The 25,571-nt window shown below is 65.3% G+C and carries 25 protein-coding genes and 1 tRNA gene; 25 read left to right on the top strand and 1 reads right to left on the bottom strand.

Annotated elements, in window-relative coordinates; all coding sequences use genetic code 11:
• The 9 genes from ACCQ05_RS08195 (at position 1) to ACCQ05_RS08235 (ending at position 9,718) form a co-directional block, all read left to right on the top strand.
• On the top strand, positions 1–501 hold the full coding sequence (locus ACCQ05_RS08195) for a hypothetical protein (protein WP_228963496.1): 501 nt from the start codon (positions 1–3) through the stop codon (positions 499–501).
• Entirely contained in the window at positions 498–1,316 is an 819-nt protein-coding gene (gene trpA, locus ACCQ05_RS08200; RefSeq protein ID WP_372393479.1) for a tryptophan synthase subunit alpha, read from the top strand. Before ACCQ05_RS08195 ends, trpA begins: the two co-directional genes overlap by 4 nt.
• A gap of 397 nt (positions 1,317–1,713) precedes the next feature.
• Entirely contained in the window at positions 1,714–2,598 is an 885-nt protein-coding gene (gene accD, locus ACCQ05_RS08205; protein ID WP_228963490.1) for an acetyl-CoA carboxylase, carboxyltransferase subunit beta, read from the top strand.
• Between the two features lie 124 nt (positions 2,599–2,722).
• Positions 2,723–4,072, top strand: coding sequence for a phosphoglucosamine mutase (gene glmM, locus ACCQ05_RS08210; RefSeq protein ID WP_228963489.1), 1,350 nt, complete (start codon positions 2,723–2,725; stop codon positions 4,070–4,072).
• Positions 4,073–4,191: 119 nt separating this feature from the next.
• Positions 4,192–5,130: an isopenicillin N synthase family dioxygenase gene (locus ACCQ05_RS08215; protein WP_372393480.1), complete on the top strand. Its 939-nt coding sequence runs from the start codon at positions 4,192–4,194 to the stop codon at positions 5,128–5,130.
• A gap of 241 nt (positions 5,131–5,371) precedes the next feature.
• Positions 5,372–6,058, top strand: a complete 687-nt coding sequence (locus ACCQ05_RS08220) for a methylamine utilization protein (RefSeq protein ID WP_228963487.1) — start codon at positions 5,372–5,374, stop codon at positions 6,056–6,058.
• Entirely contained in the window at positions 6,055–8,421 is a 2,367-nt protein-coding gene (locus ACCQ05_RS08225; RefSeq protein WP_104542588.1) for a putative bifunctional diguanylate cyclase/phosphodiesterase, read from the top strand. Before ACCQ05_RS08220 ends, ACCQ05_RS08225 begins: the two co-directional genes overlap by 4 nt.
• Positions 8,418–9,290, top strand: coding sequence for a DUF3034 family protein (locus tag ACCQ05_RS08230; RefSeq protein ID WP_372393481.1), 873 nt, complete (start codon positions 8,418–8,420; stop codon positions 9,288–9,290). The genes ACCQ05_RS08225 and ACCQ05_RS08230 overlap by 4 nt, the downstream gene beginning before the upstream one ends.
• Positions 9,290–9,718 carry a group I truncated hemoglobin gene (locus ACCQ05_RS08235; RefSeq protein WP_104542584.1) on the top strand — a complete coding sequence of 143 codons (429 nt, stop codon included), beginning with the start codon at positions 9,290–9,292 and terminating at the stop codon, positions 9,716–9,718. Before ACCQ05_RS08230 ends, ACCQ05_RS08235 begins: the two co-directional genes overlap by 1 nt.
• A gap of 82 nt (positions 9,719–9,800) precedes the next feature.
• Here the strand turns inward: ACCQ05_RS08235 and ACCQ05_RS08240 are convergent, their stop codons facing one another.
• Positions 9,801–10,601, bottom strand: a complete 801-nt coding sequence (locus tag ACCQ05_RS08240) for an SDR family NAD(P)-dependent oxidoreductase (protein WP_372393482.1) — start codon at positions 10,599–10,601, stop codon at positions 9,801–9,803.
• Between the two features lie 112 nt (positions 10,602–10,713).
• Between ACCQ05_RS08240 and tpiA the strand changes: the two genes are divergently transcribed.
• From tpiA to ACCQ05_RS08320, 16 genes are all read left to right on the top strand, one after another.
• The gene (gene tpiA / locus ACCQ05_RS08245) at positions 10,714–11,469 is read left to right on the top strand and encodes a triose-phosphate isomerase (RefSeq protein WP_104542580.1); all 756 of its coding nucleotides are present in this window, start codon (positions 10,714–10,716) and stop codon (positions 11,467–11,469) included.
• Positions 11,470–11,502: 33 nt separating this feature from the next.
• Entirely contained in the window at positions 11,503–11,976 is a 474-nt protein-coding gene (secG, locus tag ACCQ05_RS08250) for a preprotein translocase subunit SecG (protein WP_372393483.1), read from the top strand.
• Between the two features lie 49 nt (positions 11,977–12,025).
• Positions 12,026–12,110 (top strand) — tRNA-Leu (locus ACCQ05_RS08255).
• Positions 12,111–12,215: 105 nt separating this feature from the next.
• Complete coding sequence (locus ACCQ05_RS08260) at positions 12,216–12,572, top strand: NADH-quinone oxidoreductase subunit A (protein WP_011037659.1); 357 nt, start codon at positions 12,216–12,218, stop codon at positions 12,570–12,572.
• Complete coding sequence (locus ACCQ05_RS08265; RefSeq protein ID WP_016944318.1) at positions 12,563–13,117, top strand: NuoB/complex I 20 kDa subunit family protein; 555 nt, start codon at positions 12,563–12,565, stop codon at positions 13,115–13,117. The genes ACCQ05_RS08260 and ACCQ05_RS08265 overlap by 10 nt, the downstream gene beginning before the upstream one ends.
• A 36-nt stretch (positions 13,118–13,153) precedes the next feature.
• The gene (locus ACCQ05_RS08270) at positions 13,154–13,906 is read left to right on the top strand and encodes an NADH-quinone oxidoreductase subunit C (RefSeq protein WP_104542576.1); all 753 of its coding nucleotides are present in this window, start codon (positions 13,154–13,156) and stop codon (positions 13,904–13,906) included.
• Positions 13,903–15,210 carry an NADH-quinone oxidoreductase subunit D gene (locus ACCQ05_RS08275; RefSeq protein ID WP_228963475.1) on the top strand — a complete coding sequence of 436 codons (1,308 nt, stop codon included), beginning with the start codon at positions 13,903–13,905 and terminating at the stop codon, positions 15,208–15,210. Before ACCQ05_RS08270 ends, ACCQ05_RS08275 begins: the two co-directional genes overlap by 4 nt.
• Positions 15,207–15,734 (top strand): NADH-quinone oxidoreductase subunit NuoE, encoded by a 528-nt coding sequence (nuoE, locus tag ACCQ05_RS08280; RefSeq protein WP_372393484.1) that lies wholly within the window; start codon positions 15,207–15,209, stop codon positions 15,732–15,734. Before ACCQ05_RS08275 ends, nuoE begins: the two co-directional genes overlap by 4 nt.
• 3 nt (positions 15,735–15,737) lie before the next feature.
• Positions 15,738–17,072 (top strand): NADH-quinone oxidoreductase subunit NuoF, encoded by a 1,335-nt coding sequence (nuoF, locus tag ACCQ05_RS08285; protein WP_039407431.1) that lies wholly within the window; start codon positions 15,738–15,740, stop codon positions 17,070–17,072.
• Positions 17,069–19,303, top strand: a complete 2,235-nt coding sequence (gene nuoG, locus ACCQ05_RS08290; protein WP_372393485.1) for an NADH-quinone oxidoreductase subunit NuoG — start codon at positions 17,069–17,071, stop codon at positions 19,301–19,303. Before nuoF ends, nuoG begins: the two co-directional genes overlap by 4 nt.
• Positions 19,300–20,391, top strand: a complete 1,092-nt coding sequence (nuoH, locus tag ACCQ05_RS08295) for an NADH-quinone oxidoreductase subunit NuoH (protein ID WP_372393486.1) — start codon at positions 19,300–19,302, stop codon at positions 20,389–20,391. The genes nuoG and nuoH overlap by 4 nt, the downstream gene beginning before the upstream one ends.
• Before the next feature lie 3 nt (positions 20,392–20,394).
• Entirely contained in the window at positions 20,395–20,883 is a 489-nt protein-coding gene (nuoI, locus tag ACCQ05_RS08300) for an NADH-quinone oxidoreductase subunit NuoI (protein ID WP_014508211.1), read from the top strand.
• Between the two features lie 4 nt (positions 20,884–20,887).
• Complete coding sequence (locus tag ACCQ05_RS08305) at positions 20,888–21,550, top strand: NADH-quinone oxidoreductase subunit J (RefSeq protein WP_208622759.1); 663 nt, start codon at positions 20,888–20,890, stop codon at positions 21,548–21,550.
• Positions 21,547–21,852, top strand: a complete 306-nt coding sequence (nuoK, locus tag ACCQ05_RS08310) for an NADH-quinone oxidoreductase subunit NuoK (RefSeq protein WP_005914274.1) — start codon at positions 21,547–21,549, stop codon at positions 21,850–21,852. The genes ACCQ05_RS08305 and nuoK overlap by 4 nt, the downstream gene beginning before the upstream one ends.
• Before the next feature lie 7 nt (positions 21,853–21,859).
• Complete coding sequence (gene nuoL / locus ACCQ05_RS08315) at positions 21,860–24,034, top strand: NADH-quinone oxidoreductase subunit L (protein WP_372393487.1); 2,175 nt, start codon at positions 21,860–21,862, stop codon at positions 24,032–24,034.
• Positions 24,035–24,054: 20 nt separating this feature from the next.
• Positions 24,055–25,557, top strand: coding sequence for an NADH-quinone oxidoreductase subunit M (locus ACCQ05_RS08320; RefSeq protein ID WP_372393488.1), 1,503 nt, complete (start codon positions 24,055–24,057; stop codon positions 25,555–25,557).
• Positions 25,558–25,571: the final 14 nt, after the last annotated feature.

A 25,571-nucleotide genomic window follows, 5' to 3' on the forward strand; every position in this document is an offset into this window, starting at 1 on the left:
ATGCGCAGCGTCGTCGGCGGCTTCGCGCTGCTGTGTGCGTCTGCGCTGGCCATCGCCGCGGCCGCCCCCGCGCTGGATCGCAGCGGCCCGGTGCGCGTGGGCCAGCACTTTGCCGAACTCGCGCCGCAAGCGGCCTGGAAGCGCTTCAATGCTGGCCCAATCGAGAGCTGTGACTATGTGGAGGGCGGGCTGCTTCCCACCGGCGTGTCGATGATGTTGCAGGACGGGCGTGTCGCCCGCTTCGACGTCGCCGATGAGACGACGGTGGGTCCGTTCGGCATCTTCGTCGGCGACAGCGAGGCCACTGCGCGTGCGCAACTGCCGGCAGGCCATCGCGTGGAGCCACATCATTACGGCAACGGTGATGGTAAAGAGACCTATTTGACCTGGCACGATCCGCACAGCGGGTTTGCGGTTCGCTACGAAATTGGAGAAGGCAGCGTGAGAGCGATGTATTGGGGAACCTGGGATGCCGTGCAGTTGGTGGAGGGATGCGCATGAGCCGCCTGCCCAACCGCATCGACGCGTGCTTCGACGCGTTGCGCCGCTCCGGCCGCAAGGCACTGATCCCCTTCGTCACCGCCGGCGATCCATCGCTGGAAGCCACCGTGCCGGTGATGCACGCGCTGGTGCGCGCCGGTGCCGACGTCATCGAACTGGGCGTGCCGTTCTCCGACCCGATGGCCGACGGCCCCACCATCCAGCGCAGTTCCGAGCGTGCGCTTGGGCGTGGCGCCGGCCTGGCCTACGTGCTGGAAGCGGTGCACGAGTTCCGCCGCGAGGACGCAGTCACCCCGGTGGTGCTGATGGGTTACCTCAATCCCATCGAGATCCACGGCACCCGGCGTTTTGCCGAGGCCGCGGTCGCGGCAGGCGTCGATGGCCTGTTGCTGGTCGACCTGCCGCCGGAAGAAGCCGACGAAACCCGCGACATCTTCAGCGAAGTCGGGCTGGCGCTGATCGCGCTGGCCTCGCCGACCACCAGCGAGCAGCGCCTGGACATGCTGTGCAGTACCGCGCAGGGCTATCTGTACTACGTGAGTTTCGCGGGTGTCACCGGCGCCTCGGATCGGCTCGATACCCACGCCGCCAGCGATCGCCTGCGCCAGTTGCGACAGCGCGCCGGTGCGCCGGTGGTGGCCGGCTTCGGCATCAAGGACGCCGCCAGCGCCGCAGCCATGGCCGTGGATGCCGACGGCGTGGTGGTCGGCAGCGCCCTGGTGGCGGCCCTGGCCGAAGCGGGCGACGTCCGCAGCGCCCGCGAACGCGCCGAAGCCTTCCTGGCCCCGCTGCGACAGGCGCTGGATCGCCGCTGACGCCAGACCGAGGGCCTTCTCGCGCAGATGCATGGGGCTTCGTCCGCACCCTCATCGGCTCCTTCGGGGCACTTTCTCGCACAAGAAGGGCAACAATCTCCCGACCGGGGAAGGAATCAAAGCCCCTCTCCTGCGGGAGAGGGGTTGGGGTGAGGGTACGGGCGAAGCAGCGCCGTGCTGAGCGAAGGTGTTGACGGCCACTGAACAAACGGCATCCCACAGCAAGCCAACCTGCTGCACATCGCCCGACAGCCTGCACCACAGCGCTTTACCACAACACTCCGCCACAATGGCAACCCGCCGTGTCGGGCGCGCGCTGCACCAGCCCGGGGCGCTGCGTTAGACTGTCGCCCCTCTGCGGCCCGCAAGGCCGCCCTGCATGGATTGTCATACACGCATGAGCTGGCTCAGCAAATTGATGCCCTCCGGCATCCGCACCGAGAACACCCCGGCCAAGAAGCGCAGCGTTCCCGAGGGTCTGTGGGAAAAGTGCAGCAACTGCGGCAGCGCGCTGTACGGTCCGGAGCTTGAGGAGAACCTGGAGGTGTGTCCGAAGTGTGACCACCACATGGCCATTCGCGCCCGCGCGCGCCTGAACTCGCTGTTCGATCCGGAAACGGCCACCACCGAAATCGCCGCCCAACTGGGCCCGGTCGACGTGCTCAAGTTCAAGGACCAGAAGCGTTACGGCGAGCGCATCAAGGCCAGCCAGAAGGCCAGTGGCGAGTACGACGCGCTGATCGCCATGCGCGGCACGCTCAAGGGCAATCCGCTGGTCGCCGCTGCCTTCGACTTCGCCTTCATGGGTGGCTCGATGGGTTCGGTGGTCGGCGAGCGCTTCGCGCGCGCGGCCGAAGTGGCGCTGGAAGTGGGCTGCCCGTTCGTGTGCTTTTCCGCCAGTGGCGGTGCGCGCATGCAGGAAGGCCTGTTCTCGCTGATGCAGATGGCCAAGACCTCGGCGGCGCTTGGGCGCCTGCGCGAAGCCGGCCTGCCGTACATTTCGGTGCTGACCCATCCCACCACCGGTGGCGTGTCGGCATCGTTCGCGATGCTGGGCGATATCAATATCGCCGAGCCGCATGCGTTGATCGGCTTCGCCGGCCCGCGCGTGATCGAGCAGACCGTGCGCGAGACCCTGCCGGAAGGCTTCCAGCGCTCGGAGTTCCTGCTCGACCACGGCGCCATCGACCAGATCTGCGACCGTCGCCAGATGCGCGACCGCATCGCCGAGCTGAGCGCGATGATGATGCGCCAGGCGCGCCCGCAGGAGGTTGCGGCGTGAGGTTGGTGACGATGCCGGCGGGACCCGGGAGGAACAACCTTCGGACGTCCACAGGCACCAGGCAGCGCTTTTCCCGGGTCCCCGGTCCCCGGTCCCGGGTCCCGGCTTCTCCGGTCCCGGCTCCATGAGTGCCCGCAAGTATTTCGGTACCGACGGCATCCGCGGTCGGGTCGGGCAGGGCGTGATCTCGGCCGATTTCGTGCTGCGCCTTGGCAATGCGCTGGGCCGCGTGCTCACCCAGGGCCGCAGCAAGCGCCCACTGGTATTGATCGGCAAGGACACGCGCATTTCCGGCTACATGTTCGAAGCGGCGCTGGAGGCCGGCCTGGTCGCCGCCGGTGCCGACGTGCAGATGATCGGGCCGATGCCGACACCGGCGATCGCGTTTTTGACCAGCACCCTGCGCGCCGATGCCGGGGTGGTGATCAGTGCCTCGCACAACCCGCACTACGACAACGGCATCAAGTTCTTTTCCGCCGAAGGCGAGAAACTCGACGACGCCACCGAAGCGGCGATCGAGGCGGCCCTGGACGAGCCGTTCCAGACCGTGGACTCCGAGCGCCTGGGCAAGGCGATCCGCACCCGCGACGCGATCGGCCGCTACATCGAGTTCTGCAAGGCCAGCGTGGCGCGCGGCTTCACCCTGCACGGGCTGAAGATGGTGCTGGACTGTGCGCATGGCGCCACCTATCACATTGCGCCGATGCTGTTTCGCGAGCTGGGCGCCGAGGTGGTGGTGATCGGCGCCGCACCGGATGGGCTCAACATCAACGACGGCGTCGGCTCCACGCATATCGACAATCTCGCCGCCAAGGTGCGCGAGAGCGGGGCGCATCTGGGTATCGCCTTCGATGGCGACGGCGATCGCGTGCTGATGGCCGACGACCAGGGCAACCCGGTCGATGGCGACGACCTGCTGTACGTGCTGGCCCGTTCATGGCAGGCCAGCGGCCGGCTGACCGGCACGGTGGTCGGCACCTTGATGACCAACTACGGGCTGGAACCGGCGCTGGCCGCGCTGCAGATTCCGTTCCAGCGCGCCAAGGTCGGCGACCGTTACGTGCACCAGGCCCTGGTCGAAGGCGGCGGCACGCTGGGCGGAGAAACCTCCGGCCACCTGCTGTGCCTGGACCGCGCCAGTACCGGCGATGGCATCGTCAGCGCGCTGCAGGTGCTCGAAGCGCTGGGCCGCGATGGGCATAGCCTGCGCGAAGCGCTGAGTGGTCTGACCAAGGTGCCGCAGAAGACCGTGAACGTGCGTCTGGATGGCGGCGCCGCCAAGGCGATCGTGGAGGCGCCCGGTGTGCAGCAGGCGTTGCAGCAGGCGCAGGCGGCAGTGCAGGGGCGTGGACGCGCCTTCCTGCGGCCCTCCGGCACCGAGCCGGTGGTGCGCGTGACCGTGGAAGCCGACGATGCCGGCCTGATGCAGGACACGCTCGACCGTCTCTCCGGAGCCGTGCGTGACGCGGCGTGAGTCGCTGATCATTGGCGTGTGCGTGGTGTTCGCCAAGGCCGCGACGTTCTACCTGTTGTATCGCCTGCTGTCGTGAGCGGCAGGCATCTCCTTTCCCGACTTCGACCGCAGATACCCGTATGAGCGCCCGCATCCCGACCCTGGACATCACCCGTTTCGACAGCGACCGCGACGCCTTCGTCGCCGAGCTCGGTGCGGCCTATCGGCAGTGGGGCTTTGCCGGCATCCGCAATCACGGCATCGCCCAGGCCGACATCGATGCCGCCTACGAGGTGTTCAAGGCGTTCTTTGCCTTGCCCGAAGAGGTGAAGCGCCGCTATCACCTGCCCGGTAGCGGTGGCGCGCGTGGCTATACCGCCTTTGGCGTGGAAACCGCCAAGGACTCCAAGCATTTCGATCTCAAGGAGTTCTGGCATATCGGCCGCGAGATTCCCGACGATTCGCCGTACCGCGAGGTGATGCCGCCGAACCTGTGGCCGGACGAAGTGCCCGGCTTCCGCGAGCGTGGCTACCAGCTGTATCAGCAGCTGGATCGACTCGGTTCGCGCGTGCTCTCGGCGCTGGCGCTGCATATCGGTCTGCCGCAGGACTATTTCGTCGACAAGACCAACAACGGCAATTCGATCCTGCGCCCGATCCATTACCCGCCGATCACCAGCGACGATATCCCCAACGTGCGCGCCGGCGCGCATGGCGACATCAACTTCATCACACTGCTGGTCGGTGCCAGTGCCGCCGGGCTGGAAGTGCGCTCCAACGACGGCGAGTGGGTGCCGTTCACCGCCGACGCCGACACCATCGTGGTCAACATCGGCGACATGCTGCAGCGGCTCACCAACCACGTGTATCCGTCCACCATCCACCGCGTGGTCAACCCCCCGGGCGAAGCCGCGCGCAAGCCGCGCTACTCGGTGCCGTTCTTCCTGCATCCCAATCCTGACTTCCTGATCGACGTGCTGCCCTCGTGCATCAGCGCCGACAATCCCAGCCGCTATCCCGAGCCGATCACCGCGCATGGGTTTCTGGAAGAGCGCCTGCGCGAGATCAAGCTGAAGTAATCGTCTCGGCAGTGGCGCTGTGGCGTGTTTCAGTGCCATTGCAGAAGCGGTAGAGGGCGCTGCACGCATTGCCGCGCCCGCAACATAGCCATGACACATGCCACACTTCTATTCATAAAATTCCGCTCGTGTCTGGTTAAAGCTTGCGTTCACCTGCGCCGATAAATCAGTCTGATCGCTAGCGCGACGTCGGACTCGCCTGGCGCCCGCTGCCGATTGCACGAGGTGGGGGCGCATGCGGATGCGGTGGATCAAACAAGCGGGTGCGGTATCGGTGCTCGCACTCGGTGGCGCGATGGCGCCTGTTGCGGCAACGCCGGTCAGCGTGACCGTCACCGATGCCAGCGGTGTACTGGTCGATGCGGTGGTCAGCCTGGAATCGCCGCGGCCTGCTGCCGCCGCTGTCGGCAAGACCGTTGAGATGGATCAGGTCAATTCGCAGTTCGTACCTGCAGTGCTGGCGGTGCGCACCGGGACCTCGGTGCGATTTCCGAACAACGACCAGATCCGCCATCAGGTGTATTCGTTCTCTCCCGCCAAGCGGTTCGAATTGCCGCTGTTCCAGGGCACCACCGCGGCGCCGGTACGCTTCGACCAGGCGGGTCTGGTGACGGTGGGCTGCAACATCCACGACTGGATGCTGGGCTACATCGTGGTGCTGGATACCCCGTACTTCGGCAAGACCGGCAGCGATGGCCGCGTGCAGCTCGATGCGCCGGCAGGTGCGTACACGCTGCGCGTCTGGCATCCGCGCATCAAGGGGGCGGCGGCTGTCGAGCCGCTGCAGATTGCCCGCGACGCGGTGCAGCGCCGCGTCACCTTGCAGACCACGGGCGCTGCCCCGGCGGTGGCGCCCGCGGACGATCGGGTGCGCGCGCTGCAGGACAAGTTCCGCCGCGCCGCCGAGCCCAAGAAGCCGCACCCATGAAAGCGATGCGGCTGCATACGCGCATTGCGGCCTTGCTGGTGCTGGTGGTGCTGGCCACGCAGGCGCTGACCTTCATTGCGGTGCAATTGGCCACCGAACGCAGCGTCAAGGCGCAACTGGGCGAAGAACTGCAGATCGGCGAGCGCGTCTGGCAGCGCATCAACCTGCGCCGCGACGAACAGCTGCTGCAGTCGGCATCGGTGCTGGCCGACGACTTCGGATTTCGCGCCGCGGTGGCCAGCGGCGATGTCCCGACCATGCAATCGGCGCTGCGCAATCATGCCGCGCGCATGTCCGCGCAGACCGCCCTGCTGCTCTCGCCGGACGGGCAATTCCTGACCGGGCTGGCCGACCTGCCGCAGGCCGAACAACTGCGTGCCGTGCAGGCGCTGTTGCAGCAAGCGCAGCGCGACGGGCGCGCGGTCGGCGTGGTCGCGCTGGATCAGCACATCGTGCGGCTGGCGGTGGTGCAGGTGCTCGCACCAAGCCGCGTGGGCTGGATCGCGATCGGCAACGAGTCCGGCGAAGGACTGGCGCAGGATTTCCGCAGCACAACCGGATTGGATGCCACCTTCTTTACCGGTGGGTCGCCCATCCGCGTGCTCGCATCCACCCTGGAGCCGGCTGCGCGCAGCGCTTTCGCGCAGCAGCTGCCGGCGGCCGAGCGCACGCCGGGGGCGGCGATTCCGCTGACGCTGGGCCAGTCGCGCTACCTGGTCAAGCTGCAATCGATCCAGGGCGATAGTGACGTGCGGGTGGCCTTGCAGGCGTCGCTGGACCGCGCCGTGGCGCCTTACCGCATTCTCAAGCTGCGCATCCTGTTGCTCGCCGGCCTGGCGACGGCCGCAGCGCTGGGGGTGGCGCTTTTTCTCGCGCGCAGCGTCAGCAAGCCGGTGGCGCACCTGGTGCAGGCAGCGCGGCGCATCCAGCAGGGCGATTACCAGACCGCGGTCGAGGTCCCGCCGGGCCGTGAGCTGGCCGAACTGGCCGACAGCTTCGCGCGCATGCAGCAGCAGATCGCCAGCCGCGAGCAGCACATCCTGCATCAGGCCCGGCACGACGCATTGACCGGTCTGCCCAACCGCCTCTGGCTGCTGGAGTGTCTCGAGGACGTGGTGGAACAGACGGTGGCATCGGGCGGTACGGCGGCGGTACTGATCCTGGATCTGGAGCGGTTCAAGGAACTCAACGACAGCCTCGGCCACGATTTCGCCGACCAGGTGCTGGTCGAAGTCGGGCAGCGCCTGGCCGATGTGGTGCAGGCGCCCAATCTGGTGGGGCGGCTGGGCAGCGACGAATTCATGGTGGTGGTGGCGCAGGCCGACGCCTCGACCGTGCAGCAGGATGCGCAGCGTCTGCTGCTGCAGCTGCGTCGTCCGCTGGTATTGCCGCAGGCGCGCATCCAGCTCGAAGCCAGCATCGGCATCGCCTTGATTCCCGAACATGGCGCCGACCCGGACACCTTGTTGCGCCGCGCCGACATCGCGCGGCGTCAGCTGGGCGACGCCACCACCGTCGGCGCCAGCGTCTACCGCATGGGGCAGGACGAACAGCATCTGCGGCGGCTGCGACTCACCGGCGATCTGCGCCAGGCCATCGGCGGCAATGAGTTGACCTTGCGCTTCCAGCCCAAGATCTGCCTGCGCAGCGATCAGGTGGAGCAGGTCGAGGTACTGGTGCGCTGGCATCACCCCACGCTGGGCCCGATCGGTCCGGATGAATTCATCCCGCTGGCCGAGCATTCCGGCGTGATCCATCCGCTGACCCGCTTCGTGCTGGACGAGGCGCTGCGCTGCCAGGCGCAGTGGCGTACGCAAGGCCTGCAACTGGGCATGGCGATCAACCTGTCCGCGCTGGATCTCTCCGATCCCGGCTTGCCCGACTACGTGCGCGCGCGCCTGGAGCAACACGCCGTGCCGGCGCAGACGGTGACCCTGGAACTGACCGAAAGCGCCTTGATGCGCGATGTCGAATCTGCGCTGCACATGCTGCATCAGTTGCGCAGCGTCGGCGTGCGCCTGTCCATCGACGACTTCGGCACCGGCTATTCCTCGCTGGCGCAACTCAAGCGCATGCCGGTCGACGAATTGAAGATCGACAAGAGCTTCGTCATGCAACTGGCCGAAGGCACCGACGACGCCTTCATCGTGCGCAGCACCATCGATCTTGGGCACAACCTCGGTCTGAGCGTGATCGCCGAAGGCGTCGAGAACGTCGTGGCACTGGAACTGCTGCGCGGCTATGGCTGCGACATGGTGCAGGGCTATCTGTACGCGCCGCCGCTGGAGCAGGCGCCGCTGGTGGCCTGGTGCATGCGTCAGCTCGGCACGTCTTCGCCAGCGCAATCGGGAGCGCATCGATGAAATTCAGCATCCGTGGCTCGGTCATCGTTGCGGCGGTGGGTATCGCGCTGATCCCGGTACCGGCCATGGCCGGAGACGGCCGCCTGCTGGCCACCGGCGGCGTGTCGATGATCGAAGGCAGCAGCGGTGGCGGCATCGTGCCGTGGGCGACCTTGTCCGGCTACGGCACCCGCGATGAGCTCGGCGGCGTGCTGTTCGCCACCCATGTCGACAGCGGCGACTACCGGCTCGATGTGCAGGGCGCCGCGCTGACCGTCGGCAACCGGCTGGAGCTGTCGCTCGCGCGTCAGCGCCTGGACCTGGGCACCTTGCAGGACCGCCTGGCGTTGCCGTGGAATGCGCTGGGCCAGGATGTGTTCGGCGCCAAGCTGCGCGTGTACGGCGATCTGGTCTACGGCCGTGGCCCGCAGGTCAGCGTGGGCGTGCAGTACAAGCGCCTGCGCGATGGCACGCTGCCGCTGGCGATCGGTGCCCGCGACGATCACGGTACCGACGTCTACGTCAGTGCCAGCCGCTTGCTGCTGCAAGGCGCCGGCGGCTACCAGTTGCTGCTCAATGGCACCCTGCGTGCGACGCGCGCCAACCAGGCCGGTCTGCTCGGCTTCGGCGGCGATCGCCGCGACAGCTATCGGGTGGTGGCCGAAGCCAGTGCGGCCATCGTGCTCTCGCCGTCGTGGGCGGTGGGGGTGGAATATCGCGACAAGCCGGACAACCTGGGCTTTGCGCGCGAGCAGGCCTGGATGGACGGGTTCGTGGCCTGGTTTCCCAACAAGCATGTCTCGCTCACCGCCGCCTGGGCCGATCTGGGCGACATTGCCACGTTGACCGATCAGCGCGGCCCGTATCTCTCACTGCAGGTGGCGTTCTGATGAATCGATGGCTGCGGGGTTGGCTGATCTGCATGCTGTGCCTGCTCGGTGCCTGCGCCACCACGCGCACGCGGCCGACCTTGTACGACGAGCTCGGCGGGCAGGCCGGTATCGAGGCCCTGGTGGAGACCATGTTGTCGCGTGTCGCCGACGATGAGCGCATCGTCGACAAGTTCGCGCGCGTCAACATCGTCATGCTCAATGCCCGACTGGTGCAGAAGTTCTGTCACGTTGCCGATGGCCCGTGCCCGGACACCGCAAAGTCGATGCAGCAGGCGCACCAGCATCTGGCCATCCGCGAGGGCGACTTCAATGCCCTGGTGGAAGACCTCAATTGGGCGATGGATCAACGCAAGATCCCGCGTCGCACCCAGAACCGCCTGCTGGCGCGGCTGGCCGCCATGCACGGGGAGATCGTCAATCACTGAGCTGTGCGTTGCGCTGCCGCCGGATGCTTGCACGGTTCCTGCGCCTGCGCTGCAGCACGATGAACCACCGGCCATCGCCGGCTCAGTCCAGCGGACGTACCCGATGCGAGCCGCGCGCCATCAGGCGCAAGGCCAGCGCATGCGGCAACACGCGCAGGCCAGCATTGACCAGGCGATAGCGCCAGCCAGGCACCGCCAGCACCTGCCCGCGCTCCAGCGCGGCAATGCCGTACTCGGCCACCGCATCGGCCTGCAGCCAGGCCCAGCGGGGCAGGGTGGACATCGCTGCACGGGTGCCGGTGACTTCGTGGAATTCCGACCATGCAAAGCCCGGGCACAGCGCGCAGACCTTCACCGCGCAGTCGGCGTTTTCCAGTGCCAGCGATTCGCTGAAGCGCAGCAGGAAGCTCTTGCTGGCCGCATACAGGGTCTGCCCGTCGGCACTGGGCGTGAGCGCAGCGAACGAGGCCACGTTGAGAATGCGCCCCTGGCCGCTGGCGCGAATCATCGGCAGCAACCGCCAGGTGAGTTCGCATACCGCGCCGATCATCACCTGCAGGAAGCGCGCATGGGTGGCCCAGTCGTTGTGCAGATAGCGGCCCGGCACGCCGTAGCCGGCATTGTTGACCAGGGTGCCCACGGTCCAGCCCTTGCGCTGGATCTGCGCCACCAGCGTCTGCGCCGCGGCCGGGTCGGCCAGGTCGGCGGGCAGGATTTCCACCCGCACCCGCGTACCCAGTTCGGCGGCCAGCGCCTGCAGCCGGTCCACCCGCCGCGCGGTCAGGATCAACGGCACGCCCCGCCTGGCATACGCCCGTGCGATCTCGCGGCCGATGCCGCTGGAGGCGCCGGTGATCAGGGCGAAGACAGGCGAATCGGACATGGTGGGTTCCTGTTGAGGGAGGCATAGGACAGTTGTTGGACACAAGTGTGCCGGTTGCCGACAGGCCATGGGCTATTCTGTCGCCCGTCTTCAACTCAGGAACCTGCGCCTGATGCGTCGCAAACTCGTTGCTGGAAACTGGAAGCTGCATGGCAGCCGCACCTTCGCCACCGACCTGGTGGCCAAGGTGGCCGCGCACATGCCCCTGGAGGGTGTCGATGTCGTCATCCTGCCGCCACTGCCTTACCTCGGCGACCTGATCGAGGATTTCGAGGCCAACCACCTGTCCTTCGGAGCCCAGGACGTCAGCAGTAACGAGAAGGGCGCCTACACTGGCGAGGTCTCGGCCACGATGCTGGTGGATGTCGGCGCCGAGTACGGCCTGGTCGGCCATTCCGAGCGCCGCCAGTACCATCAGGAGAGCAGCGAGCTGGTGGCGCGCAAGTTCGCCGCCGCCATCCATGCCGGGTTGATCCCGGTGCTGTGCGTGGGCGAATCGCTGGAACAGCGTGAAGCCGGTCAGACCGAGGCAATCCTACGTGCCCAGCTCGAGCCGGTGATTGCCCTGGTCGGTAGCCAGGGCTTCGAACGGGCCGTGCTCGCGTACGAGCCGATCTGGGCGATCGGCACCGGGCGCACCGCAAGTCCCGCACAGGCCCAAGCTGTGCACGCCTTCCTGCGTGGCGAAGTCGCGAAAGCGGATGCTAGAATCGCCGATTCCCTGCCCATCCTGTACGGGGGCAGTGTCAAGCCCGACAATGCGGCCGAGCTGTTCGCGCAGCCCGACGTCGACGGCGGGCTGGTCGGTGGCGCATCCTTGGTTGCCGAAGACTTCCTGGCCATCGCGCGTGCGGCGGCCGCTCGTTAACCCATTAAGTTTTGTCCGGGGACGGATTTCGAAATGCTGATGTTGATCCTCAATGTGGTCTACGTACTGGTCGCGCTGGCGATGATCGCGCTGATCCTGATGCAGCGCGGCGCCGGTGCTGCGGCCGGGTCCGGCTTCGGCGCGGGTGCATCGGGCACGGTGTTCGGGTCGCAGGGTGCGTCGAACTTCCTGTCCAAGTCGACCAAGTGGCTGGCCGTGGTGTTCTTCAGCATCAGCCTGTTCATGGCCTGGTGCGCCACCCATGGCGCCCGTCCCACCGACCAGAACCTGGGCGTGATGTCGCAGGCGGCAAGCCCGGCACCGGCCGCCGCCGGTGAGCTGGCCCAGCCGCTACCGCAGGCGCCCGCAAGCGGTGCGGTGCCGACCGCTCCGTCGCAGCCGGCGCCCGTCGCGGCACCGGCCGCAACGCCTGCACCGCCCGCGGCTACGCAGCCGACGCCTGCGGCAGGCGAAGAAAACGCTTCAGAACCAGCACAAAAACGCTGAAGCCGGTTACAATACGCTGCGCACTGGGATGCCCAGCGGCGCAACGTATGCCCAGGTGGCGGAATTGGTAGACGCACTACCTTGAGGTGGTAGCGACTTAGGTCGTAGGGGTTCGAGTCCCCTCTTGGGCACCATTGTTTGGCTGCAGTTCCTGCGCATTGCGGTTTGCCGCGCGCGGGGCCTGCCTATACCCCATGCCGGCACGCGGCGCGTGCGGGCAGAGGCAAGAGAGAATCGCTGTGCTGGCCGAATATTTGCCGAGTCTGCTGTTTCTGGTTGTCGCCACTGGCATCGGCATCGTGTTGATGCTGATTGGCCGGTTCCTCGCTCCGCGCAGCCCGGACGCGCGCAAGCTCTCGCCGTACGAGTGTGGCTTCGAGGCATTCGAAGACGCGCGCATGAAGTTCGATGTGCGCTACTACCTCATCGCGATCCAGTTCATCGTGTTCGACCTGGAAATCATCTTCATCGTGCCGTGGACGCAGGTGTTCATGGAGATCGGCGCGCGTTCGCTGGTCACCATGGGCCTGTTCGTCGGCATGTTGTTCCTCGGCTTTATCTACGTGTGGAAGAAGGGAGCGCTGGAATGGGAGTGATTCAGACCCTGGATCGTCTGATGACCAACCCGATGCCGGAAGGCCGGGTGGAAGACATCCTGCGCCCGGAAGGCGAAAACCCGCTGCTGGAAAAGGGCTATGTGACCACCAGTGTCGATGCGCTGCTGAACTGGGCACGCACTGGTTCGATGTGGCCGATGACCTTCGGCCTGGCCTGCTGCGCGGTCGAGATGATGCATGCCGGCGCCGCGCGCCTGGACCTGGACCGCTACGGGGTGGTGTTCCGCCCGTCGCCGCGTCAGTCCGACGTGATGATCGTGGCCGGCACCCTGGTCAACAAGATGGCCCCGGCGCTGCGCAAGGTCTACGACCAGATGCCGGACCCGAAGTGGGTCATCTCGATGGGCAGCTGCGCCAACGGCGGCGGCTACTATCACTATTCGTATTCGGTGGTGCGCGGTTGCGACCGCATCGTGCCGGTGGACATCTATGTCCCGGGCTGCCCGCCGACCGCCGAGGCGCTGGTCTACGGCATCCTGCAGCTGCAGAAGAAGATCTGGCGAACCCAGACAATCGCACGCTGACACCCGTCTTCTCCTATCGAGAGCAGCCAAGCCCCCATGGCAGAGCAAGCATCCTCCTTCACTGACCGACTTGCGGCACGTTTCGCCGGTGCGCAGATTGCCGTGGCTCTGCCGCGCGGCGAAGTGACGCTGGAAGTCGCTGCCGCCGATTGGCACGCGACCTGCCTGGCCCTGCGCGATGAGCTCGGTTTCGAGCAGCTCAGCGACCTGTGCGGCGTCGACTACCTGGGTTATGGCAGCGACGAATGGGACACCGCCGATGTGTCCTCGCAGGGCTTCAGCCGTGGCGTCGAAGGCAAGGCCGTCGGCCGTTTCGCCTGGGGCGAATTCCCCAGCCAGGAAAGTTCCAATGGCGCCCAGCCGCAGCAGCTGCCCAAGCAGCGCTTTGCGGTGGTCGCCCAACTGATCTCCTACCAGCACAACCAGCGTCTGCGCGTGCGGTGCTTCGCACCCGACGAACAGGTGCCGGTAGTGAAGTCGGTGACCGATATCTGGCCGGGCGTGAACTGGTTCGAGCGCGAAGCCTTCGACCTGTTCGGCATCGTCTTCGACGGTCACCCGGACCTGCGCCGCATCCTGACCGACTATGGATTCGTCGGCCATCCGTTCCGCAAGGATTTCCCGCTGATCGGCAACGTCGAAGTGCGCTACGACGAAGAGCGCAAGCGTGTGGTGTACGAGCCGGTGACATCGGTCGAGCCGCGCGTCGGTGTGCCGCGCGTGATCCGCGACGACGCCCGTTATGAGACTGCCGCCGGTGAAGTGGGCAAGTCGGAGACTGCCAAGTGAGTGAGTTCCGCCAGGCAACCGATGCCTTCGCGAGCAATCCTGCCGAAAGCAAGCAGGAAATCCGCAATTACACGATGAACTTCGGCCCGCAGCACCCTGCGGCGCACGGCGTGTTGCGCCTGATCCTGGAAATGGACGGCGAGACCGTGGTGCGTGCCGATCCGCATATCGGCCTGCTGCACCGTGGCACCGAGAAGCTGGCCGAGTCCAAGCCGTTCAACCAGTCGGTCCCGTACATGGACCGGCTGGACTACGTGTCGATGATGTGCAACGAGCACGCCTACGTGCGCGCCATCGAGTCGCTGATGGGCATCGAGGCGCCGGAGCGTGCGCAGTACATCCGCACCATGTTCGACGAGATCACCCGCATCAAGAACCACCTGATGTGGGTGGGTTCCAACGCCCTCGACCTGGGCGCGATGGCGGTGATGCTGTACGCGTTCCGCGAGCGCGAAGAACTGATGGACGTCTACGAGGCGGTCAGTGGCGCGCGCATGCACGCGGCCTACTACCGTCCGGGCGGCGTCTACCGCGATCTGCCCGATCGCATGCCGCAGTACAAGGAATCGCGTTGGCACAAGGGTGGGGCGCTGAAGAAGCGCAACGCCGGCCGCGAAGGCAGCATGCTGGACTTCCTGGAAGAGTTCACCAACACCTTCCCGGCGCGCGTGGACGAATACGAAACGCTGCTGACCGACAACCGCATCTGGAAGCAGCGCACCGTGGACGTGGGCATCATCAGCCCGGACCTGGCGCGTGCCTGGGGCATGACCGGTCCGATGCTGCGGGGCTCGGGCATCGAGTGGGATCTGCGCAAGAAGCAGCCGTACGCCAAGTACGACGCGGTGGAGTTCGACATCCCGGTCGGCACCAACGGCGACTGCTACGACCGCTACCTGGTGCGCGTGGCCGAGATGCGCGAGTCCAACCGCATCATCAAGCAGTGCGTGAAGTGGCTCAAGGCCAACCCAGGCCCGGTCATGGTGCCCAATTTCAAGGTCGCTCCGCCCAGTCGCGAAGGCATGAAGGACGACATGGAAGCGCTGATCCATCACTTCAAGCTGTTCAGTGAAGGCTACTGCGTGCCGGCCGGCGAGACCTATAGCGCGGTCGAGGCGCCCAAGGGCGAGTTCGGCTGCTACCTGATGTCCGACGGCGCCAACAAGCCGTTCCGCGTGCACCTGCGCGCGCCGGGCTTTGCGCACCTGTCGTCGATGGACGCGGTGGTGCGTGGCTATCTGCTGGCCGACGTCGTGGCGATGATCGGTACTTACGATTTGGTTTTCGGTGAGGTTGACCGATGAAGGCGACGGGTAATTTCGAAGCGGCGCGCGACGTCGATCCGCAAGTGGTGCTGAGCGACAAGACGCGCGCGCACATCGATCACTGGCTGACCAAGTTTCCGCCCGACCGCAAGCGGTCGGCGGTGCTGCAGGGCCTGCACGCCGCGCAGGAGCAGAACCAGGGCTGGCTGACCGACGAGTTGATCGTGGGCGTGGCCAAGTATCTCGAATTGCCTCCGGTGTGGGCGTACGAGGTGGCCAGTTTCTACTCGATGTTCGAGACCGAAAAGGTCGGCCGCCACAACGTGGCGTTCTGCACCAACATCAGCTGCTGGCTCAACGGCGCCGAAGATCTGCTGGCGCACGCGGAAAGGAAGCTGGGTTGCAAGCTGGGTCAGTCGACGGCCGACGGCCGCGTCTACCTCAAGCGCGAAGAAGAGTGCCTGGCGGCCTGCTCCGCAGCGCCGATGATGGTGATCAACGGCCACTACCACGAGCACCTGACGAAAGAGAAGGTCGACGCGCTGCTGGACGGGCTGGAATAAGACATGGCACATCATCACGCACCTACAGGTCCGGTCGGTCCGGCGCCGTTGCCGCATCAGGTCGTCTACACGACCCTGCACTACGACACTCCGTGGTCGTACGAGAGCTATCTCAAGACCGGTGGCTACGCGGCGCTGCGCAAGATCCTGGAAGAGAAGATCCCGCCGGCCGACGTCATCGAGATGGTCAAGGCGTCGAACCTGCGCGGCCGCGGCGGCGCGGGCTTCCCGACCGGTTTGAAGTGGTCGTTCATGCCCAAGGGCACGATGCAGAAGTACATCCTGTGCAACTCGGACGAATCCGAGCCGGGCACCTGCAAGGACCGCGACATCCTGCGTTACAACCCGCATTCGGTAGTGGAGGGCATGGCGATCGCCTGCTACGCCACCGGTTCGACGGTGGGCTACAACTACCTGCGTGGCGAGTTCCACCATGAGCCGTTCGAGAACTTCGAGCTGGCGCTGGCTGACGCCTATGCGAACGGCTGGCTGGGCAAGAACATTCTCGGCAGCGGCGTGGATATCGATATCTACGGTGCGCTGGGTGCCGGTGCCTACATCTGCGGCGAAGAAACCGCGCTGATGGAATCGCTGGAAGGCAAGAAGGGCCAGCCGCGCTACAAGCCGCCGTTCCCGGCGAACTTCGGCCTGTACGGCAAGCCGACCACGATCAACAACACCGAAACCTACGCGTCGGTGCCGGCGATCATTCGCAACGGCCCGGAGTGGTTCCTCGGCCTGAGCAAGACCAAGAACGGCGGCCCGAAGATCTTCTCGGTGTCCGGCTGCGTGCAGAAGGGCGGCAACTTCGAGGTGCCGCTCGGCACCACCTTCGACGAATTGCTGGAAATGGCCGGCGGTCTGCGCCCGGGTCGCAAGCTCAAGGGCGTGGTGCCCGGCGGCGTGTCGATGCCGGTGCTGAAGGCCGACCAGGTCGCTGGCCTGCAGATGGACTACGACACCCTGCGTGCACTGGGCACCGGCCTGGGTTCGGGCGCCATCGTGGTGCTGGACGACAGCGTCTGCTGCGTGCGTTTCGCCTGCCGCATCTCGCAGTTCTTCCACAAGGAATCCTGCGGCCAGTGCACCCCGTGCCGCGAAGGCACTGGCTGGATGCATCGCGTGCTGGAGCGCATCGTCGCCGGCAAGGCCACGATGGAAGACCTGCACCAGCTGCGCACCGTCGCCGGCCAGATCGAAGGCCACACCATCTGTGCGTTCGGTGAAGCGGCGGCATGGCCGATCCAGGGCTTCCTGCGCCAGTTCTGGGACGAGTTCGAGTACTACATCGTCAACGGTCGTTCGATCGTCGACACGCAAGTCGGAGTGGCCGCATGAGCGCCCAACCAGTGAACCCGAACGTGCCGCCGGATCATGTGACCGTCGAGATCGACGGCCAGAGCCTGGTCGTGCCGAAGGGTTCGATGATCATCCAGGCCGCCGACAAGGCCGGCATTCCCATCCCGCGCTTCTGCTACCACGAGAAGCTGCCGATCGCCGCCAACTGCCGCATGTGCCTGGTGGATGTCGAAAAGTCGCCCAAGCCGTCGCCGGCCTGCGCCACGCCGGTGATGGATGGCATGAAGGTCACCACGCGTAGCGAAAAGGCGCTGAAGTACCAGCGCAGCGTGATGGAATTCCTGCTGATCAATCACCCGCTGGATTGCCCGATCTGCGATCAGGGCGGCGAGTGCGAACTGCAGGACGTCTCGCTCGGTTACGGCCGCTCGGTGAGCCGCTTCAACGAGCGCAAGCGCGTGGTGCCCGACGAGGACATCGGTCCGTTGGTCGCCACCGAGATGACCCGCTGCATCCAGTGCACGCGCTGCGTGCGCTTCACCGCGGACATCGCCGGCACCTACGAGCTGGGCGGCATGTATCGCGGCGAAAACCTGCAGATCGGCACCTACGACGGCAAGCCGCTGACCACCGAGATTTCCGGCAACGTCATCGACGTCTGCCCGGTGGGCGCGCTGACCAACAAGGTGTTCCAGTTCCGCGCCCGTCCGTGGGAGCTGACCGCACGCGAATCGCTCGGCTATCACGACGCGATGGGCTCGAACCTGTTCCTGCACGTGCGTCGCGGCGAAGTGCTGCGCACCGTGCCGCGCGAGAACGAGGCGGTCAACGAATGCTGGCTGTCCGATCGCGACCGTTACTCGCATCAGGGGTTGTATTCGGAAGACCGCGCTGTCAAGCCGCTGAAGAAGATCAACGGGCAGTGGGCCGAGGTGAGCTGGGCCGAAGGCCTGGCTGCCGCGACGCAGATCCTGCGCGACAACGCCGGCGACCAGCTTGGCGTGCTGGTGCATCCGTCCACCTCGAACGAGGAAGGCGCGCTGCTGGCACGCCTGGCCGAGGGGCTGGGCAGCGGCAATCTGGATCATCGCCTGCTGAACCGCGATTTCTCCGACGCGGCAGTGGCTGAACCGTTTGCCACGCCGCTGGCCGAGATCGAGCAGGCCGAGGTGGTGGTGCTGTTCGGCAGCAACGTGCGTCATGAGTTGCCGCTGCTGCATGCGCGCCTGCGCAAGGCGCATATCCAGAACCGCACGCAGATCCATTCTGTCAATCCGGTCGATTTCGATTTCGCCTTCACCCAGGCAAGCCGCACCGTGGTCGCGCCCTCCCAGCTGGCGGCTGCACTCGACGATGCCACGCTGCGTGATGCCGTCAAGGGTGCGACACGCGCGGTGATCGTGGTCGGCGCACTGGCCGAGAATCATCCGCAGGCGGCGGCGCTGCGTGCAGCTGCACGTGACTTCGCTACTGCAACCGGCGCCTCACTGTGCCGCATCCCGCAGGGTGCCAACGCGGTGGGCCTGGTGTCGCAAGGCGTGCTGCCGACCGCGCGCGATGTGGCCGGCATGCTGGCGCAGCCGCGTCAGGCGTATGTGCTGTACGGCATCGAGCCGGGCCTGGATTTTGCCGAGGCCGCGGCTGCGCGTAGCGCGCTGGCCGGTGCCAAGGTCGTGGCCTTCAGCCAGTTCGCCTGCGCCTCCACGCGCGAGGTGGCCGATGTGATCCTGCCGATCGGTGCATTGCCGGAAATCGATGCATCGCTGACCAACCTCGACGGTCGCGTACAGACCGCACGTGCCGCAGGCCGCCTGCCGGTCGAGGCGCGCGAAGGTTGGCGAGTGCTGCGTGCGCTCGGCGGCGAGTTGGGCCTGGCCGGTTTCGAGTTCATCGATCTGGTCGGCCTGCGTGCCGGCATGCAGAACCGCTCGGTGAGCCCGGTCGCTTCGGCGCAGCCGGTTGTCTCCGGCACGGGTCTGGAAGTGGCGGCAACCGCGGCGATCTATCGCACCGATGCCGTCGTGCGCCGCGCTGCCGCACTGCAGTCGCATCCGCTCAATCTTGCCCCGTGCGTGGCGATGCATCCGGAGCAGGCCGCGCAGTTGCAGGTCGGCGAAGGGCAGATGGTCAAGGTCGGTACCGACGCCGGTAAGGCGACGTTGCCGGTGGTGCTGGACAAGCGCGTCGCACCGGGCACGGTGTGGATCGAATCCGGCCATGGCGCAACCGCGCCGCTCGGTGCCGGTCGCGTAACGGTGGTGGCTGCATGAACGAATTGCTGTTGAACGTGGTCGATCCCCTCCACCAGTGGTTCGTCGGGCTGGGCGATGGCGGCGTGGTGCTCTGGACCGTGCTGAAGATCCTGCTGATCGCCGTGCCGGTGATCGTGGCAGTGGCCTTCTACGTGGTGTGGGAGCGCAAGCTGATCGGCTGGATGCACGTGCGCCACGGGCCCATGTACGTGGGCATGGGCATCTTCCAGGCCTTCGCCGACGTCTTCAAACTGCTGTTCAAGGAAATCCTGCAACCAGCCAGCTCGCACAAGGCGATGTTCGTCATCGCACCGCTGCTGACGCTGGCGCCGGCCTTTGCCGCATGGTCGGTGGTGCCCTTCGATGCGCAGCTGGTGTTGTCCAATGCCAACGTGGGCCTGCTGTACCTGCTGGCGATGACCTCGCTGGGCGTGTACGGCATCATCCTGGCGGGCTGGGCCTCCAACTCCAAGTACGCGTTCCTGGGTGCGATGCGCTCGGCCGCACAGGTGGTCAGCTACGAAATCGCGATGGGCTTTGCCCTGGTCGGCGTGATGATCGCCTCCGGCAGCGTCAACCTGAGCCAGATCGTGTTCGCACAGGCAGGCAATTCCGGCTTCCTCGACTGGTTCCTGCTGCCGCTGTTCCCGTTGTTCATCGTGTACTGGGTCTCCGGCGTTGCCGAAACCAATCGCGCGCCGTTCGACGTGGTGGAAGGCGAATCGGAGATCGTTGCCGGCCACATGGTGGAGTATTCGGGCGGTGCGTTCGCGCTGTTCTTCCTGGCCGAGTACGCCAACATGATTCTGGTCAGCTTCCTGATCTCGATCTTCTTCCTCGGTGGCTGGCTGAGCCCGATCCAGGGCTGGGTCGCTGCGGACGTCTCGCCGTGGATCGACTGGGTCTGGAAGGGCGGTTGGCCGTGGCTGCTGATGAAGGTGTTCTTCTTCGCCAGCGCCTACATCTGGTTCCGCGCCAGCTTCCCGCGCTACCGCTACGACCAGATCATGCGGCTGGGCTGGAAGGTCTTCATTCCGCTCACGATCGTGTGGATCGCAGTGACGGCATTGATGGTGTTTTACGGCGTGATCCAGAAGGGCGTGTAACCGATGAACAAGATCACCCACTACTTCAAGAGCCTGCTGCTGCTCGAACTGCTCGGCGGTTTGTGGCTGACGTTGAAATACACGTTCAAGCCCAAGTACACCGTGCTGTACCCGATGGAGAAGTTCCCGCAGTCGCCGCGGTTCCGTGGCTTGCACGCGCTGCGTCGCTATCCCAACGGCGAGGAGCGCTGCATCGCCTGCAAGCTGTGCGAAGCGGTCTGCCCGGCGCTGGCGATCACCATCGACTCGGCCAAGCGCGAGGACGGCACCCGTCGCACCACGCGCTACGACATCGACCTGTTCAAGTGCATCTTCTGCGGCTTCTGTGAAGAAAGCTGCCCGGTGGACTCGATCGTCGAGACGCACATCCTCGAATATCACTTCGAGAAGCGTGGCGAGAACATTGTCAACAAGCCGCAGCTGCTGGCGATCGGAGACCGGCTGGAAGCCGAGATCGCCGAGCGTCGCGCTGCCGATGCCGCCTTCCGTTGAGGTCATGATGGACTGGGTCTCTATTGCTTTCTACGCCTTCTCCGCCATCGCGGTCGTTTCCGCCGGCGCGGTGATCAGCGTGCGCAACCCGGTGTACGCGGTGTTGTGCCTGATCCTCACCTTCTTCTCGATGGCCTGCATCTGGCTGCTGGTCGGTGCCGAGTTCCTCGGCGTCACCCTGGTGCTGGTCTACGTCGGCGCGGTGATGGTGCTGTTCCTGTTCGTGGTGATGATGCTCGACATCGACACCAGCCGCCTGCGCGAGGGCTGGGTCAAGTACATGCCGGTCGGTGTCATCGTGGCCGTGGCGATGCTGGCGCAGATGGTCACCCTGATCGGCGTCAAGGCGCGCAGCGCAGCGCCGTTCCCGGCCGACAACGCTGCGGCGCAGGCCGCCGATAGTTCCAACCTGACCTGGCTGGCCAAGAGCCTGTACACCGAGTTCCTGCTGCCGTTCGAATTCGCTGCGGTCATCCTCACCGTGGCGGTGGTGGCGGCAGTGATGCTGACCCTGCGCAAGCGCACCGGCGTCAAGATGCAGAATGCGTCCGAGCAGTCGCGGGTCAAGGCTGGCGATCGCCTGCGCATGGTCAAAATGGCGGTTGAAAAGCCGGTACCGGTCGCTCCGCAGCCGGATGCGATCGACGGACAGGAGGCGAAGTCTTGATTACCTTGGGCCACCTGCTTGGACTGGGTGCGGTGCTGTTCTGCATCTCCCTGGCCGGCATCTTCCTCAACCGCAAGAACGTCATCGTGTTGCTGATGTCGATCGAGTTGATGCTGCTGTCGGTCAACGTCAATTTTATTGCGTTTTCGCGCGAGCTCGGCGACACCGCCGGTCAGCTGTTCGTGTTCTTCATCCTGACCGTTGCCGCCGCGGAGGCCGCCATCGGCCTTGCGATCTTGGTGACTCTGTTCCGTACGCGCCGCACGATCAATGTGGCCGAAGTCGACACGTTGAAGGGCTGACCCGTAGATGGAAATCACTCTCTCCAAGAGTCTGCTGATTGCAGTGGTGCTCGCACCGCTGGTCGGTAGCATCATCGCCGGCCTGTTCGGTCGTCAGGTGGGGCGCAGGGGCGCACAGTACGTCACCATCCTCGGTGTGGCGGTCAGCTGCGTGTTGTCGTGCCTGACGCTGTACCAACTGGTGGAGCAGGGCGCCAGCCCGTTCAACCAGAACCTGTATACCTTCTTCGACGTCGGCAACTATTCCGCACACGTCGGTTTCATGGTCGATCGCCTGACCGCGATGATGATGGTGGTGGTGACCTTCGTGTCGCTGCTGGTGCACATCTACACCATCGGCTACATGGAAGAAGACCCGGGCTACCAGCGCTTCTTCAGCTATATCTCGTTGTTCACCTTCTCCATGCTCACGCTGGTGATGAGCAACAACTTCCTGCAGCTGTTCTTCGGCTGGGAAGCGGTGGGTCTGGTGTCCTACCTGTTGATCGGTTTCTGGTTCAAGCGTCCGACCGCGGTGTTCGCCAACATGAAGGCGTTCCTGGTCAACCGCGTCGGCGACTTCGGCTTCATCCTGGGTATCGCCGGTGTGCTGCTGTGGTTTGGCTCGCTGGATTACTCCACCGTGTTCGCCAACGCCACCACCATGGCCGGTGCCAAGGTGCAGCTGTTCGCCGGCCACGAATGGAGCGTGATGACGCTGATCTGCATCTGCCTGTTCATCGGTGCGATGGGCAAGTCGGCGCAGGTGCCGTTGCACGTGTGGCTGCCCGACTCGATGGAAGGCCCGACCCCGATCTCGGCACTGATCCACGCCGCAACCATGGTCACCGCCGGCATCTTCATGGTGGCGCGCATGTCGCCGCTGTTCGAGCTGTCGGAGACCGCGCTGAACTTCATCCTGTTCATCGGTGCGACCACGGCCTTCTTCACCGGCCTGATCGGCATCGTGCAGAACGACATCAAGCGCGTGGTCGCATATTCGACGCTGTCGCAGCTCGGCTACATGACCGTGGCGCTGGGTGTGTCGGCCTATTCGGCAGCCGTGTTCCATCTGATGACCCACGCCTTCTTCAAGGCGCTGCTGTTCCTGGCGGCCGGCTCGGTCATCATCGGCATGCACCACGAGCAGGACATGCGCAAGATGGGTGGCCTGCGCAAGTACATGAAGGTGACCTACTGGACCAGCGTGATCGGTACCCTGGCCCTGGTCGGTACGCCGTTCTTCTCCGGCTTCTACTCCAAGGACACCATCATCGAGGCAGCTGCGCACCACGCGCATGAGTCGCATAGCTGGGTCGCGACCTATGGCTACTGGGCGGTGCTCGGCGGCGTGCTGGTGACCAGCTTCTACAGCTTCCGCCTGCTGTTCCTGACCTTCCACGGCAAGGAACGTTTCCGTGATGCGCATGCGCACGACGCCCATGCCCACCACGACAGCGCGCATGCGGATGCCGAGGCTCAGGTGCACGCGCACGACAGTCATGCACATGACGCGCATGCCCACGTGACGCATAGCCACGATGACCACGGCCATGGCCACCACGGTGCGCACGAGCCGCACGAGTCCAAGTGGGTGGTCACGCTGCCGTTGATCCTGCTGGCGATCCCGTCCATCGCGATCGGCTTCTTTACCATCGGCCCGATGTTGTTCGGCACCGATTGGCAGGGGCATCACGCGGCGCATGCGATCCAGGGCCAGGCAGTCTCGTTCTTCACCGGCATCGTCGATTTCTACGACCCGGCGCGCGATACCGTTGGCGCCCTGGCCGAGGAATTCCACGGCCCGGTGGCCTTCGCACTGCACGGCATGACGGCGGCGCCGTTCTTCCTGACCGTTGCCGGGCTGTTGCTGGCGGCGCTGTTCTACCTGTGGAAGCCGGAATTGGCCACCAGGTCGCGCAAGGCGTTCGCACCGCTCGTGTGGCTGCTGGAGAACAAGTACGGCTTCGACAAGCTCTGGATCAATGGCTTCGCCGGTGGCGGCGTTGTCCTTGGCAAGGCGTCACGTGCGGTCGATACCCATGTGGTCGACGGTGCGGTCGTCAATGGTTCTGCCCGACTGATCGACCTGGCTGCAAATGTGCTGCGTCGCACGCAATCCGGTTTCCTCTATCACTACGCCTTCGCAATGATCATCGGTTTGATCGCCTTGTTGGCGGTACTGATGCATTTCTGGCGTTGACCTGTACGGAATAAGAAAACGTGTCGAACTGGCCTTTACTGTCTATCTTGATCTGGCTGCCGATTATCGGTGGCGCCCTGATCCTTGCGTTGCGCAACGCCGAGACTGCCCGCTGGGCAGCGCTGGCGGTGGCGGTGGCGACCTTCGTGCTCAGCCTGCCGCTGCTGGGCTACGACACGGCCAACGACGCCCTGCAGTTCGTCGAGCTGCATGCCTGGATCCCGGCCTACAACATCGGCTACAACCTGGGCGTGGACGGCATTGCGGTCGCGTTGATCGTGCTGACCACGCTGGTGACGGTACTGGCATTGATCGGCGCCTGGCGCTCGATCGACAAGCGCGTCAATCAGTACGTGGCTGCGTTCCTGATCCTGGAGGGCGTCACCGTCGGTATCTTCGCTGCCACCGACGCGATGCTGTTCTACGTGTTCTTCGAAGCCATGCTGATCCCGATGTTCCTGATCATCGGCGTCTGGGGCGGCCCGCGGCGTATCTACGCGGCGATGAAGTTCTTCCTGTACACCTTCCTCGGCTCGGTGCTGATGCTGGTCGGCCTGGTCTACCTGTACCTGAAGGGTGGCAGCTTCCAGCTGGCCGACCTGTATGCGCTGCAGCTGACCGCCAAGGAACAGACCTGGATCTTCTTCGCGTTCCTGATCGCCTTCGCGGTCAAGGTGCCGATGTTCCCGGTGCACACCTGGCTGCCGGATGCGCACGTGGAAGCGCCGACCGCCGGCTCGGTGATCCTGGCAGCGATCGCGCTGAAGATCGGTGGCTACGGCTTCCTGCGCTTCAATCTGCCGATCGTGCCGGATGCCAGTCATGAGTTTGCCTGGCTGGTCATTACGCTCTCGCTGATCGCGGTGATCTACGTCGGCCTGGTGGCGTTGGTCCAGGACGACATGAAGAAACTGGTGGCCTATTCGTCCATCGCACACATGGGTTTCGTCACTCTCGGCACCTTCATCGCCTTCACCCTGGTGCGCGAGTACGGCAGCACAGACGCTGCCCGCCTGGGCCTGCAGGGTGCGATGGTGCAGATGATCTCGCACGGCTTCGTCTCCGGCGCGATGTTCTCCTGCATTGGTGTGCTGTACGACCGCATGCATACCCGCCGCATCGCCGATTATGGCGGCGTGGTCAACGTGATGCCGTGGTTCGCCACCTTCGCCATGCTGTTCTTCATGGCCAATGCCGGCCTGCCTGGTACCAGCGGTTTCGTCGGCGAGTTTATGGTGATCCTGGCCAGCTTCCAGAAACACCCGCTGGTGGCCCTTGCCGCCGCCACCACGCTGGTGATCACCGCCGCCTATACGTTGTGGCTGTACAAGCGCGTGTTCTTCGGTGAAGTGGCCAATGCGCACGTGGCCGAGTTGAAGGACATCAACGGTCGCGAGGCCTTCGTGCTGGGGGTGTTCGCCGCTGGCGTGCTGGCCCTGGGCGTGTATCCGAAGCCGCTGACCGATCTGATGGAACCATCGATCGCCAAGCTGGCGACCCAGATTGCTGCGACCAAGCTTTAACGGCTTGCCGTCCG

This window comes from Xanthomonas sp. NCPPB 3582 (genome assembly GCF_041475735.2).
GTDB lineage: Bacteria > Pseudomonadota > Gammaproteobacteria > Xanthomonadales > Xanthomonadaceae > Xanthomonas > Xanthomonas codiaei.

Bases quoted from the DNA above. Each gene is read 5' to 3' on its own strand.
- nuoI (WP_014508211.1), top strand. From the start codon at position 20,395: ATGAACAAGATCACCCACTACTTCAAGAGCCTGCTGCTGCTCGAACTG.
- ACCQ05_RS08195 (WP_228963496.1), top strand. From the start codon at position 1: ATGCGCAGCGTCGTCGGCGGCTTCGCGCTGCTGTGTGCGTCTGCGCTG.
- trpA (WP_372393479.1), top strand. From the start codon at position 498: ATGAGCCGCCTGCCCAACCGCATCGACGCGTGCTTCGACGCGTTGCGC.
- glmM (WP_228963489.1), top strand. From the start codon at position 2,723: ATGAGTGCCCGCAAGTATTTCGGTACCGACGGCATCCGCGGTCGGGTC.
- accD (WP_228963490.1), top strand. From the start codon at position 1,714: ATGAGCTGGCTCAGCAAATTGATGCCCTCCGGCATCCGCACCGAGAAC.
- secG (WP_372393483.1), top strand. From the start codon at position 11,503: ATGCTGATGTTGATCCTCAATGTGGTCTACGTACTGGTCGCGCTGGCG.
- nuoE (WP_372393484.1), top strand. From the start codon at position 15,207: ATGAAGGCGACGGGTAATTTCGAAGCGGCGCGCGACGTCGATCCGCAA.
- ACCQ05_RS08235 (WP_104542584.1), top strand. From the start codon at position 9,290: ATGAATCGATGGCTGCGGGGTTGGCTGATCTGCATGCTGTGCCTGCTC.
- ACCQ05_RS08270 (WP_104542576.1), top strand. From the start codon at position 13,154: ATGGCAGAGCAAGCATCCTCCTTCACTGACCGACTTGCGGCACGTTTC.
- nuoF (WP_039407431.1), top strand. From the start codon at position 15,738: ATGGCACATCATCACGCACCTACAGGTCCGGTCGGTCCGGCGCCGTTG.
- ACCQ05_RS08220 (WP_228963487.1), top strand. From the start codon at position 5,372: ATGCGGTGGATCAAACAAGCGGGTGCGGTATCGGTGCTCGCACTCGGT.
- ACCQ05_RS08265 (WP_016944318.1), top strand. From the start codon at position 12,563: ATGGGAGTGATTCAGACCCTGGATCGTCTGATGACCAACCCGATGCCG.
- ACCQ05_RS08230 (WP_372393481.1), top strand. From the start codon at position 8,418: ATGAAATTCAGCATCCGTGGCTCGGTCATCGTTGCGGCGGTGGGTATC.
- nuoL (WP_372393487.1), top strand. From the start codon at position 21,860: ATGGAAATCACTCTCTCCAAGAGTCTGCTGATTGCAGTGGTGCTCGCA.
- ACCQ05_RS08215 (WP_372393480.1), top strand. From the start codon at position 4,192: ATGAGCGCCCGCATCCCGACCCTGGACATCACCCGTTTCGACAGCGAC.
- ACCQ05_RS08240 (WP_372393482.1), bottom strand. From the start codon at position 10,601: ATGTCCGATTCGCCTGTCTTCGCCCTGATCACCGGCGCCTCCAGCGGC.
- nuoG (WP_372393485.1), top strand. From the start codon at position 17,069: ATGAGCGCCCAACCAGTGAACCCGAACGTGCCGCCGGATCATGTGACC.
- nuoH (WP_372393486.1), top strand. From the start codon at position 19,300: ATGAACGAATTGCTGTTGAACGTGGTCGATCCCCTCCACCAGTGGTTC.
- ACCQ05_RS08305 (WP_208622759.1), top strand. From the start codon at position 20,888: ATGATGGACTGGGTCTCTATTGCTTTCTACGCCTTCTCCGCCATCGCG.
- ACCQ05_RS08225 (WP_104542588.1), top strand. From the start codon at position 6,055: ATGAAAGCGATGCGGCTGCATACGCGCATTGCGGCCTTGCTGGTGCTG.
- tpiA (WP_104542580.1), top strand. From the start codon at position 10,714: ATGCGTCGCAAACTCGTTGCTGGAAACTGGAAGCTGCATGGCAGCCGC.